The following is an 11624-nucleotide window of genomic DNA, read 5'->3' on the forward strand; positions in this document are numbered from 1 at the left end:
TTCTGAGAGTGGGATCCGGTCACACGCTCGCCAGCGCATCCTCGATCTCCGCAAACACATTCGCCGCCCCAATCTCGTCGAGCGCGCCTGACGACTCGAGGGCGGCGCGCGGCTGCGACTGAACATCGACAAGCAGGACGTCTGATCCCGTCCGGCGACTCCGGCGCACGACGTCTCTCAGCGCGTGAATGCCCGTCGAGTCCAACGCCTGCACATCCCGCATTCGGATGATCAGAACTCTTGGATGCTCCGCGAGGTGATCGAGCGTTTCTCGGAACGCTTCGACGGCGCCAAAGAAAAACGGACCATGGATGTCGAACACCACCGCGCCATACGGGAGCGTTCGACGCCACGGCTCGGCCGGGTCGCCTGACAGATCGTCCTCAATGCCGCCCGAAATGATGTCGACGTTCGTGACGGTCGCCATGCGTCGAATGAATAGGAATGCGGCGAGCACCATTCCGACGGAGATCGCGACCGTCAGATCGACGAGGACGGTAAGACTGAAGGTGGTCAACAACACCGCGACGTCACTCTTCGGCGCGTGCAACTCGCCGCGAAAGGTTCGCCACTCGCTCATGTGATACGCGACGACGACGAGAATCGCGGCGAGCGTCGCGAGAGGAATCAGCGCGGCGTAACGTCCGAAAAAGAGCGTGATCAGCAGCAGCGTCAGCGCATGCGTGATTCCAGCAATCGGAGTGCGACCGCCGTTCTTGATGTTCGTCGCGGTACGTGCAATGGCACCCGTCGCCGGAATGCCGCCGACCAGCGACGAGGCGATGTTGGCAACGCCCTGCGCAACGAGCTCCATGTTGGATCGATGACGGCCGCCGATCATCCCGTCCGCAACGACCGCCGAGAGCAGCGACTCGATCGCGGCGAGCATTGCGATCGTAAATGCGGGTGCTACGAGCGCAGTGAGCTGCACGAACGAGAGGTGCGGGATCTGGGGGTGTGGAATCGCTGCGTTCAATGCGCCGAAACGCGAGCCGATCGTTTCCACCGGGAGATGCATCGCGCGGACCGCGACCGTTGTGACGACGAGCGCGACGAACGGTCCAGGGATTCTGTGCGAAATTCTCGGCCAGGCGAGAATGATCGCCAGCGATGCGCCGGCAACTACGACGGCCCACGGCGTCGCCACGCTCGCGTGCTCGGCGAATGCAGCCCATTTGGCGAGAAATTCCGCCGGCACCGCACCCATGCGTAGCCCGAATAGATCCTTGATCTGACTCGAGAAGATGATCACGGCGATTCCGCTCGTGAATCCAGTGATCACCGGGTGCGGAATGAACTTGATGGCGCTGCCCAGCTTCGCGAGCCCCATCACGATGAGTAGGACGCCTGCCATCATGGTTGCGACGATGAGGCCGTCGATCCCGTACTTCTGGACGACCCCATACACGATCACGACGAACGCGCCGGTCGGCCCGCCGATTTGCACGCGAGAGCCGCCGAGCGCCGAGATGAGGAGCCCGGCAACAATCGCGGTCCAGAGGCCGCGATCGGGTGTCACTCCGCTTGCGATGGCGAACGCGATCGCCAACGGCAACGCGACGACACCAACGATCAACCCAGCAACAATGTCCCGACCGAACTGCGCGCGATCGTAGGATCGAATCGTCGTCGCGAGTTTCGGGACGAGCATTGCTCGTTAGTCCGCGACCACCGAACTAACCATCGGTGCGGCGAGCACGCGCTCCGCGGCAACGAGAATGGCGTCGACGTCGAGCCTGGATTCGACCAGCGACTGAAGTGCGCACCCTTTGATGAGGCTCACGACGATCGACGTGAGGCTTGCAACGCTAACGTCGGCGAATCGATCTGGATGCGCCTGCAGGGCCGCCTCGACGAAGGGGCGAAATGCTTCCCGATAGCGATCGAGATCGCGCTGCATCCGCGTGCGCACTCCGCGAATGGATGGCCCCTGCGTCCAGAATTCGAGGAACACCCTGTTGCGCCGCGGGTTGCTGAGTACTCGCGCAATTTCCTGCCGAACGAGCGCAACGAGGCGATCGAGCGGGTCGTCAATCGCCAGGATCTCGGGACTCGTATGCAGCGACACGGTCGACTCGAGCACCCAATCGAGCAACGCGAGCACGAGACGTTCCTTCGTCCCGAAGTGAAAGATGACCAACCCGGTGCTCATCTCGCCGATGCGGGCGACGTCGCGGATGGTCGTCGCCTGCAGTCCGTTGCGACTCGCCAACTCGTAGGCAGCACGCACGATCTGCTCTCGACGAAGCGCCTCGGCGATCTTGGTCCCAGGCATGCAGCCTCCGTATTGACCGTTCGTTCAATGGAAACTATGTCACATTGACCGTCCGTTCAATGGCGGTACCGGAGGCGGTGCGACCGTCACCTCGGCTGATGAATCTCGCCGGCGGCTGACGCGACGATGGCCGCATCGACACGATAGAGACGGATGTCGCCGACATGCCTCATTTCGCGCGCACCGGCGCGGATGAGCCGCCCCGCCCGTTCGTCGTCGCCCAATTCCGCGATGAATTCGTATTCCTGCCGAATTCGCGACCAATCGAGCGGATCAAACTCTCGCGTGCCCCATTTCTCATCGGGGTTGTACACGATCGGCGCTTCGAAGTGCGCGAGATACGGCGCCGTCGCTTTCGACGCAAAGAGACCCGGCGCAATCTGATTCAGCTCGATCCCGCGCCAATGGATGAAGTGCCGATACGGATCAGCGCGGCCGTGCCGCTCTCGATCTGATACGAGCGGCAGGACGTGCGCACTCGTTGGAAGGGCAGCGAGAACCCGACGGTAGTTCTCGAGGTCGACGTCGATCTCTCGAAGATTTGCGCGAACCACCGACGCGTGGAGAACCACGCCGACAAACGGTATGAGTAGCGCCAACCGCGGCAGTCGGATCGCGCGGCTGGGACGTGCGCAGAAGGCGAGTAAAACACCGGGTAGGATGAACCGGATATCGGCGTCGTATGCCCCGAGGAACGTGACTGGAAAAATCACGTAGGCGGCGAGAAGGGCGAGTGCCGACAACAGCCACGCGTCTGAGCGCACTGTTGGCCGCGACGTGACTGCCAGAGCGACCGCGGATGCGACGAGTGCGCCGAGTAGGACCGCGCACTGCGCGGCGGAAAAGATGAAGAACGGCGCGAAGAGATGGGCGACTTTCTCCGATGGCGTGCGGAACTCGAGCTTTCCGGTGACACCCGCAAAGTGCGGCCCGCTGATCTTCATCGCTGTCCAGAGTAGCGCAACGCCTGCAAGCACCACGGCGAGAAGTCGAAGGTTCTGCCAGAGTTCCGGCGATGGTGCCGCTGGACCGAGGCGTCGATTCCGAAGCGCGATCGTCGCCATCACGGCGATGTGCATGAAGAGCACGACAAGAATGATCGCAATCGCCGCCAGGTGGACGAGGTACAAGAGAAGCGCAAAGGCGACGAGCGCCGCGCGACTCCACAGCCGCCGACTGCCTCTGGTTTTCCACCACAGCGCGAGCCAGAGGAACGCGAGGCCGACGCCAATGGTGTAGCTGAGAAAGCCGACGACGATGTACCAGTTGCAGGCCAGGAGCAGCCCGACCAACGACCACCCTCGCTGCGCCGGCGCCGTGGTGCGAAGGAGCGCGTAGAGCCCAATCGACGGCATCAGGATGGCCGCGACGGTGAAGATCCGCAGCGTGGCCTCGGGGGACACCATCGCGACCAGTCCCGCGCCCACGAGATCGAGCGCGATGTATCCGGTGGGCCGCCACGAGAAGTGGACGCCCGGCGGCGCCATGCCCGACCAGCTTCGTGCGATGAACACGTAGCGCGCCAGGTGATTGGTGGCATCGACGTACGGGAAGTACTTCGCCGATAGAACAACGGCGACGTTGACGCATGCCGCGATGACGAGCAGCCCCTCTTCGACGCGCAGGCGCCGGCGGGCGAGGTCCCAGACTTTCCTCATGGCGAATGACACCGATGGCAGGTGGCGAGGGTTCGGTCCAGCACCCGAGCACTGACGAGGTCGCCAGGCTATCGCCCGTAGGAGTCGGCGTCAATACGACAATTCAATTATTAGAATATTAGAGATCTATTCTAATATAAATTGTCATATAATTTTACTCTTGACCGGCGCCACTGACCTTTGGCACCCAACCGGGCGGGCGAGCACGCCGACGAAATACCGCCTGCCTCTCGAAACGGATTCTTGGCCGGTGCTCCGGACATCGCTCCGCATCGGTGGCTGACCGACTAGTCGCGCGAGCGAGGCTCCTGACGAGACGCCTGTCGGGCCGTCCACCACTCATCGACGACGCGCTCGAGGTGGCCGTGCGATTCGACCGTCTCCGAGGGTGGGCCGATGTGCTGCCGGCCGTCCACGGTGGAGAACACCCACCGTTGCTCGGTCATCGCTCCTCGCCCAGGGCTCAGGGGAAACGCGAGCCGCTGGCAGCGGATGGGCGTACCGTCCTTCGTGGTAATAACGACGAACGGTTCGTCGCGTGGCTGCGTGGCATCGCTCATTGGGCACCTCGCGTCGAGCGTGGACGCGCGCTCGATATGCTAAATTCGGTCCAGGGACGCGGTTCAGGAAACTTTGCGAATCCTCTGGAGGCGCGAGGCGTAGTATCTGTCAGATCAGCTTGACTCTCATCACGTTGCCGCGGCGGAGTAGCGCGGCTTTCTGGTTGTGATTCTCCCGAGTTTTACCGCGGTGTGGCGCGGCGCTATCTGGGTTCTGGGACTCGCGGCAGTCGTTCCTACTTCTGCCGGAGACGTTCGTGCGCACCCGCATCCGGCCGCGTCATACGCCGACGCCATTGATCGCGCACATAGCCTGATCGCCGCCGACGATAGCGTAGTCGCCCCGGGCGGAGCGAGCATCCTGCTGTCGCACGGACAGCGCACGGCGCGTGTCGTCATCCTCATTCACGGCTTCACCGATTCGCCGCGGCAGTTCGCCGACCTCGCCGATTCGCTGTACGCGAGGGGCGACAACGTGCTCGTACCGCGTCTTCCACATCACGCGCTCCGCGGAAGAAATGTGAGCGAGCTGGCGCGACTCACCGCGTCCGAGCTGGTTCGCACGGCCGACAACGCCGTAGACATTGCGGCGGGTCTTGGCGATTCCGTGATCGTCGCAGGGCTCAGCGTTGGCGGAACCCTCGCCGCGTGGGCGGGCGAACACCGTGCAGAAGTCGAACGCGCCGTTGTCATTGCCCCGCCTTTCGAAGCGACGCACATCCCGTCGATGCTCGAAAAGTCGGTGGTCAACATCGGCGCGCACGTGCCGAACGTCACCCGGCGCGCCGCGGCCGACACTGCGCGCCCGGACCGCGACCCCGGCTTTGCGACGCATGGCCTCGCTCAGGTCCTTCGACTCGGAATGGCGGTTCGGCGCGACGCCGAGCATCCCGCCGTGGGCGACGCGGAGATGCTGTTCCTCGTCAACGCACACGACCACACCGTGAAGACGGCCCCGGTGCTGGACGTCGCCCGCGCCTGGAACAAGCGCGGCGCCCCCGTGGCGGTGTATGAAATTCCCGACTCGCTCGCCCTGCCCCACAACATCGTCGACCCGATGTTCGCCGGGGCCAATGTCACGCCGGTTCTCCCAGTGTTGATCGCGCTGGTTCACGGCGAGCACCCTCCGGCCTGGATCGCCGCTCGCCGCTAGCCGAGTTGCCGTAATCGGTTGGCTGGGCTATCATTAGGGGCTGTCCGGGCGACGCGAATTCATTGCGCTCGACCCACAAAAAACTTCCCCTCCCCCTGCTCCGGCAACCAGCGGGGGGCGGTCACGACCAAAGGGAGGATTGCCAACGCATGACGCGCCAATATGAGGCGGTCTACGTTTTCGACTCCACGCTCGAAGACGCCGCCATCACCGACAAGCTGGGCCGCTTTCACGGCCTCCTCGGAACTCCTGGGGATCTCCAGATCAATCACTGGGGACGTCGCCAGCTCGCGTACCCAATCGGACGCCGCGAATCTGGCTACTACGTCGTCGCTCGTTTCGGAGCTGACGCTGCCGCGCTGCCTGAATACGAGCGCGCCATCAAGCTGGATGACGGCATCGTCCGTCACCTCATCACCCTGTTCGAGCACGAAGTCGGCGCCCCGCCGATGACGGAAGAAGAGCTCGCCATCGCGGCTCGCCGCCGTGAGGCCGACGAAGACGAGGACGAAGAATGACAATGCGCCGCCCCCAGAAAACCTGCCCCTTCTGCGAGACCCGCGTTCGTTTCATCGACTACAAGGATGATCGCACGCTCGGCCGCTTCATCACGGACCACGGCAAGATTCTGCCGAGCCGTTTGAGCGGCGTCTGCGCACGCCACCAGCGCCAGCTGTCCACGGCGATCAAGCGCGCGCGCTATCTCGCAATCATTCCGTACATCCGCGGGATGCAGGCGTAGCGCATGGCCGAACGCGTGTCCCCGGTGTCGACTCCAGTCGCACCAGCGCCGAGTGAACGTGGATGGGGCAAGCTGCTCATCGCGTTGCTGGCGTTTCTTCTCCTTCCCCAGATTCCGCAGTTCCAGGCGCTATTCCCGATCGAGCAGACGACTGATCTGCTCATTCCGGCAATGGCGGCCTGCGCGCTCGTGGGTTGGTGGGCGGGTGGACGCGCGTTTCTCGCCATTGCGTGGGTCGCGATTGCGACGCTGCTCGTCGTGCAGGCAAACACGCCGCCGAGTGCGTTCAACAATTTGGCTCGCGGTTGGAGCCTGTTGCTCGCTGGTTCGTTCGGACTCGTCTGCTTGTTCAGCGCCACCAAACCGCTATTCGCTCGTGCCCTCGCTACACTCGGCATCACGCTGGTGTTGGCGACGGTCATGAGCCTGGTCGGGCCGGTGTCGATCACACAGGCGTCGAAGACGGTGGCCGATGAGTTTGCGCGGCGGAACGCGGAATCGATGTCGATGTTCAACACGGCGATTCAGACCCATCCGAAAGAATGGGCCGATCTCGTGACGAAGGTTCCGGCGCTCGCCGATGTGCCGTCGCAGACGGAGAAGCAGTTGTCGGCAACGGCGGAGCTTGGCGCAATCATCTTTCCATCGATGCTCGCGCTGCAGTCACTCGCCGCGCTCGCTCTCGCGTGGGCCACGTACCACCGGCTCTCGCGCGCGCGTCTCGGTCCGCCGCTGCGTCAGCTACGCGACTTCCGCTTCAACGATCAGCTCGTGTGGGGACTCATCGTAGGCCTCACGATCGTGCTGTTGCCAACGCTCAAAACGCTGCACGGCGTCGGCAAAAATCTTCTCGTCTTTTTTGGTGCGCTCTACGCCGTTCGCGGATTCGGAGTGCTCACCTGGTTCATGGCACCAGGGAGTCTCGGCGTCACGCTCACGGTCAGCTTCGTTCTGCTCTTTGCCCCGGTACTTGGCGCCTTCGCCGCGCTCGCGCTCATGATGCTAGGCGTGGCGGCTCTCGCGTTGGGCTTGGGTGATACGTGGGCAGATTGGCGAAGCCGAGCGCGCTCCACTTCGTAGGTCTCTAATTCGATCGGAGTTCAATCCCATGGAAATCATTCTCCGCCAAGCGGTCGAGAACCTCGGCAAGCCGGGAGACGTGGTGAAGGTAAAGGCTGGCTATGCCCGCAATTATCTTCTCCCGCACGGTTTCGCCTACGAGGCGACGCCGGGCAACCTGAAGCGTATTCAGCAGGAACGCGACCGTCTCGATGCCGCCGAAAACGAGCGTCGTGGCGCGGCGCAGGGCATCGCTGAAAAGCTCGAGCAGGTCTCGCTCACCTTCTCCGCCCGCGTTGGCGAAGAGGGCAAGCTGTTCGGCTCCGTCACGGCCGCCGACATCGCGCAGCAGCTCGAAGCGCAGGGCTTCCACCTCGAGAAGCGCCAGATCGACTTGCACGAGCCGATCAAGGCGCTCGGCGTCTACCGTGTTCCGATCCGCTTGCACGCGGACGTGAAGCCGGAAGTGCGCGTCTGGGTGATCAAGCAGTAATTCTCCTCGTGGACCGGTAGTTCGGTGCACGTGTAAAAGAACGCGAGAACGGCACACCGGATTCTTGACGGTGTGCCGTTCCGTTTCCCTCGATTGGTACCTTGCGGTGCTCGGCCGCTGGCACCTGTTCCCCCGTCGTTCCCAGCGGTTATGCTACAGGTACACATGCCATCGACTACTACGCAGTCCACGAAATCCCTCGCCCACGCCCAACGCGCCGCTCAGGTCGCGCTGGACATGCGCGCCAACGACGTTGTTTTGCTCGACCTCCGCGGTGTGACGGATATGACGGATTTCTTCCTCGTCGCCAGCGGCACGTCTGACACACACGCTCGCGCTATCGGTGAACACATCATGGCCGAGTTGAAGAAAGAAGGATTCCCGGCGAATCACGTCGAAGGACTCGAGCAGGGCCGTTGGGTGCTTCTCGACTTCGTCGATTTCGTCGTGCACATCTTCCATCCGACGCTGCGGAATTTCTACCAGCTCGAGCGTCTGTGGGCCGACGCCGAACAGGTTCCGCTCGACGGCCTTTCCGGCGCAGGTGCATGACGGCCTGGCGGCGCGGGAGCGCGCGATTCGTCGCAAGCCTCGCGCTGATCCTCGCCGCAGGCGTGCCCGCGGCCGCCCAGAACTACTTCGGTCAGAACCAGGTTCAGTACGACCGGTTCAAGTGGGAGATCACCGAGACCGAACACTTCCTCATCTATTCGTATCCTGAGGAGCGCACCGCAACCGTCGTTGCGGCACGCATGGCCGAGCGGGCATACGCTCGGCTGTCGCGGATTCTGGATCACCAATTCCGCGAAAAGAAACCGATCATGCTGTTCGCGTCGCGAACGGACTTCGGCCAGAACAATGTGACCGGCGATCTCGGCGAAGGCACCGCGGGCGTCACGGAAGCGCAGCGGCATCGCATGCTGCTCAACTTCACCGGTGACTATCGCAGCTTTGAGCACGTGCTCACGCACGAGATGGTGCACGCATTTCAGTACGACATCTTCGCGCGCGGCAAAGCCGGCAACGGCCTGGGAACGCTCGCGCAGTACATGCCGCCACTCTGGTTCGCCGAAGGCATGGCTGAGTATCTGTCGCTCGGCCCTGTGTCTACGACGACTACGACGTGGATGCGCGACGCCGCGCTGTTCGGAAAGATTCCGACGATCGAGCAACTGACCAAGGAGCCGGACAAGTACTTCCCGTATCGCTACGGCCACTCGCTGTGGACGTTCGTCGGACAGAAGTGGGGCGACGAAGCGATCGGTCAGGTCATGAACTCGGTGCCGAGCGTTGGCGTCGAGCGCGCGTTCAAACGCGAGCTCGGCGTGTCGTTTCAAGATCTCGGCGACGAGTGGCGCGAGGATCTGCAGACGCGACTACTGCCGGCGATCGGTGGAATGGACCGGCCGCGCAAGTTTGCACAACCACTGCTGACTGAAGAAAAGAGTGGCGGTGAGATCTTTCTCGCACCAGCGCTGTCGAGCGACGGAAAGACCGTCGCGTTTCTATCGAATGGCAGTCTGCTGCGCGGGCAGGTGTTCATTGATCTCTGGCTCGGCGACGCGGAAACCGGAAAGCGGACCGGCCGGCTCGTCCGTAGCACCTTCGATTCCGACTTCGAAGAGCTGAGACTTCTGTACTCGCAGAGCGCGTTCTCGCCTGACGGTCAGACGCTGGCGGTTACGGGGCAACGGCGCGGCAAGGACGTGTTGTATCTGTTCGATGTTCGCGCGCACAAGCAGATCAAGCGCTTTGACCTCGCGCTTGAGACGGTGAGCGGACCGAGTTGGTCGCCCAATGGCGAACAGATCGTGTTCAGCGGAATGAACGGAGGCATCACAGATCTCTACATTGTGAAGGCCGACGGCACCGGGCTTCGCAAGCTGACGAGCGACGGTTTCGGCGACTTCCAGCCGAATTGGTCGCCCGACGGCAAGACGATCGCATTCGCTACCGACCGCGACGGTGCGAGCTTTCCGTTGCTCAAATTCAACCCGTGGCGCATTGCCCTGGTTGATGTAGCGACGGGCGCGACGACAGTTCTGCCGAATCAGGCGGGACTCAATCTCAATCCGCAGTGGGCGCCAGACGGACAGACGCTGGCGTATGTGAGCGATCGCACCGGAACACCGAACATCTTCCTGTACGATCTCGCGACGCGGGAGCACTATCAGCTCACGAACGTCACCGGCGCGGTATCGGCACTGACGGAATTCAGTCCGTCGATCACGTGGGCGAGACAGGCAGATCGCCTCGCGTTCACCTACTACGAAGACGGCAAGTACACGATTTGGTCGCTGAACAATCCGCGTGCGCTGCGACGTTCGCCATACCGTGAGCCGGTGCCGCAGACCGTCGCCGTGGTCGCACCAGTCGCGAGCGACAGTACCGGGCGATCGGTATCGGTGGCGGCGATCCTCGACTCGTTCAACCTTGGCCTGCCGGATACCATGCGCTTTCGCACGTATCCGTATCACGTGCGCTTGCAGGCCGACTACGCAACGCGGCCGAGTGTCGGCTACACGCCAGACGCGCTCGGACGGAGCGTTTTTGGCGGCACGACGCTCGTACTCAGCGACATGCTCGGCAACAACCACGTCGCGATTTCCGGCGAGGTGAATGGCCGGTTGAGCGAGGCGAGAGCCTTCGTGGGCTACACGAATCTGTCGCGTCGTTGGCAATTCTCCACGGGCTTCTCGCAGGGACCCTACTACTTCCTGTCGGCGGACTCGCTGTCGAACACCGCGGAGCCGGGCGTCGCGCTGGAGAATCAGCAGATCACGACATACGTGGCACGGCAGGTCTTCGGCGTGACGGCGTACCCATTCACTCGCTTCACGCGCATGGAGCTCGGCGCGGGCTTCAACAACATCGACCGTAGCCGATGGTTCGTAACCCGGAAAGTGTTCGGGGGCAGTTCGGCGGGCGGGTATGACGTCGACAGCACGCACCGCGACCGGTCGCTCAACTATTTCGACGGTCAGCTGGCGTTGGTGTCGGACAACACGCTGTTCGGAAACACCGGGCCGATCATGGGCCGGCGGTTCCGATTCCAGGTCAGTCCCGTGCTCGGGTCGTACAACTGGATCCAATATCTCGCCGACTACCGGCGGTACGATCCGATTCTGTTCAACTATCTGACCGTCGCTTCGCGCGTCTACACCGATCTGTCGATCGGCACGGACGAAACAGAGTTCCAGAAGTACATCGCTCGCCCGGACTACGTCCGCGGGTATGATCGGAACAACAACTTCTATTTGAGCTGCCCGGTTGTCGGAGCCAATCCGTCGAACTGCAGCGCGGTCCAGCTCTTAGGGAGCCGGGTGGCCGTCGCCAACGTCGAGCTGCGTTTTCCTCTGGTGCGCCGAGTAGAACTCGGCTTCCTTCCTTTCGACCTTCCCCCGCTCGATGGGTTGTTCTTCTACGACATGGGGCTGGCCTGGTCGCAGGGGCAGTCGGTATACGGTTCGCGGCCGTCGACCTTCGACGTATCGAAGCAACGATATCCGCTTCGGAGCTATGGGGCCGGGCTGCGGCTGAACCTCTTCAACTACGCCATTCTGCGGTGGGACTACGCGGTACCCGTTGACCAAGTCGGGCACAAGGGGGTCTGGACCTGGTCACTCTGGCCGTCGTTCTGACGCGAGTTTTTCGCAGCGCGAAATTCTCCGTTTCACCGCTCCG

11 protein-coding genes are annotated in these 11624 nt (G+C 62.8%); 7 read left to right on the forward strand and 4 right to left on the reverse strand.

Annotation, left to right across the window (positions count from 1 at the left end; genetic code table 11):
• Positions 1-19: 19 nt before the first annotated feature.
• From AC6H4Z_RS15860 to AC6H4Z_RS15875, 4 genes are all read right to left on the reverse strand, one after another.
• A complete protein-coding gene (locus tag AC6H4Z_RS15860; protein WP_497542931.1) occupies positions 20-1651 on the reverse strand; it encodes a SulP family inorganic anion transporter in 1632 nt (543 codons plus the stop codon).
• Between the two features lie 6 nt (positions 1652-1657).
• On the reverse strand, positions 1658-2275 hold the full coding sequence (locus AC6H4Z_RS15865) for a TetR/AcrR family transcriptional regulator (protein WP_497542932.1): 618 nt from the start codon (positions 2273-2275) through the stop codon (positions 1658-1660).
• A gap of 86 nt (positions 2276-2361) precedes the next feature.
• Positions 2362-3933, reverse strand: coding sequence for a hypothetical protein (locus AC6H4Z_RS15870; RefSeq protein ID WP_497542933.1), 1572 nt, complete (start codon positions 3931-3933; stop codon positions 2362-2364).
• Between the two features lie 287 nt (positions 3934-4220).
• Positions 4221-4493, reverse strand: coding sequence for a hypothetical protein (locus tag AC6H4Z_RS15875; protein WP_497542934.1), 273 nt, complete (start codon positions 4491-4493; stop codon positions 4221-4223).
• Positions 4494-4659: 166 nt separating this feature from the next.
• On the opposite strand from AC6H4Z_RS15875, the gene AC6H4Z_RS15880 reads away from it, so the two are divergent.
• From AC6H4Z_RS15880 to AC6H4Z_RS15910, 7 genes are all read left to right on the forward strand, one after another.
• A complete protein-coding gene (locus AC6H4Z_RS15880) occupies positions 4660-5646 on the forward strand; it encodes an alpha/beta hydrolase (RefSeq protein WP_497542935.1) in 987 nt (328 codons plus the stop codon).
• A 149-nt stretch (positions 5647-5795) separates the two neighbouring features.
• Positions 5796-6164 carry a 30S ribosomal protein S6 gene (gene rpsF / locus AC6H4Z_RS15885; protein WP_497542936.1) on the forward strand — a complete coding sequence of 123 codons (369 nt, stop codon included), beginning with the start codon at positions 5796-5798 and terminating at the stop codon, positions 6162-6164.
• Complete coding sequence (gene rpsR, locus AC6H4Z_RS15890) at positions 6161-6388, forward strand: 30S ribosomal protein S18 (protein WP_497542937.1); 228 nt, start codon at positions 6161-6163, stop codon at positions 6386-6388. Before rpsF ends, rpsR begins: the two co-directional genes overlap by 4 nt.
• A 3-nt stretch (positions 6389-6391) precedes the next feature.
• Entirely contained in the window at positions 6392-7468 is a 1077-nt protein-coding gene (locus AC6H4Z_RS15895) for a DUF2232 domain-containing protein (protein ID WP_497542938.1), read from the forward strand.
• Between the two features lie 28 nt (positions 7469-7496).
• Positions 7497-7940, forward strand: coding sequence for a 50S ribosomal protein L9 (gene rplI, locus AC6H4Z_RS15900; RefSeq protein WP_497542939.1), 444 nt, complete (start codon positions 7497-7499; stop codon positions 7938-7940).
• Positions 7941-8105: 165 nt separating this feature from the next.
• Positions 8106-8492 (forward strand): ribosome silencing factor, encoded by a 387-nt coding sequence (gene rsfS / locus AC6H4Z_RS15905; RefSeq protein WP_497542940.1) that lies wholly within the window; start codon positions 8106-8108, stop codon positions 8490-8492.
• A complete protein-coding gene (locus tag AC6H4Z_RS15910) occupies positions 8489-11581 on the forward strand; it encodes a hypothetical protein (RefSeq protein WP_497542941.1) in 3093 nt (1030 codons plus the stop codon). Before rsfS ends, AC6H4Z_RS15910 begins: the two co-directional genes overlap by 4 nt.
• Positions 11582-11624: the final 43 nt, after the last annotated feature.

Source organism: Leucogemmata humicola, from assembly GCF_055379415.1.

What these genes read in the sequence shown, in the direction of transcription:
- rpsR (WP_497542937.1), top strand. Translation starts at nt 6,161, where the DNA reads ATGACAATGCGCCGCCCCCAGAAAACCTGCCCCTTCTGCGAGACCCGC.
- AC6H4Z_RS15865 (WP_497542932.1), bottom strand. Translation starts at nt 2,275, where the DNA reads ATGCCTGGGACCAAGATCGCCGAGGCGCTTCGTCGAGAGCAGATCGTG.
- rplI (WP_497542939.1), top strand. Translation starts at nt 7,497, where the DNA reads ATGGAAATCATTCTCCGCCAAGCGGTCGAGAACCTCGGCAAGCCGGGA.
- AC6H4Z_RS15860 (WP_497542931.1), bottom strand. Translation starts at nt 1,651, where the DNA reads ATGCTCGTCCCGAAACTCGCGACGACGATTCGATCCTACGATCGCGCG.
- AC6H4Z_RS15910 (WP_497542941.1), top strand. Translation starts at nt 8,489, where the DNA reads ATGACGGCCTGGCGGCGCGGGAGCGCGCGATTCGTCGCAAGCCTCGCG.
- rpsF (WP_497542936.1), top strand. Translation starts at nt 5,796, where the DNA reads ATGACGCGCCAATATGAGGCGGTCTACGTTTTCGACTCCACGCTCGAA.
- AC6H4Z_RS15870 (WP_497542933.1), bottom strand. Translation starts at nt 3,933, where the DNA reads ATGAGGAAAGTCTGGGACCTCGCCCGCCGGCGCCTGCGCGTCGAAGAG.
- AC6H4Z_RS15875 (WP_497542934.1), bottom strand. Translation starts at nt 4,493, where the DNA reads ATGAGCGATGCCACGCAGCCACGCGACGAACCGTTCGTCGTTATTACC.
- rsfS (WP_497542940.1), top strand. Translation starts at nt 8,106, where the DNA reads ATGCCATCGACTACTACGCAGTCCACGAAATCCCTCGCCCACGCCCAA.
- AC6H4Z_RS15895 (WP_497542938.1), top strand. Translation starts at nt 6,392, where the DNA reads ATGGCCGAACGCGTGTCCCCGGTGTCGACTCCAGTCGCACCAGCGCCG.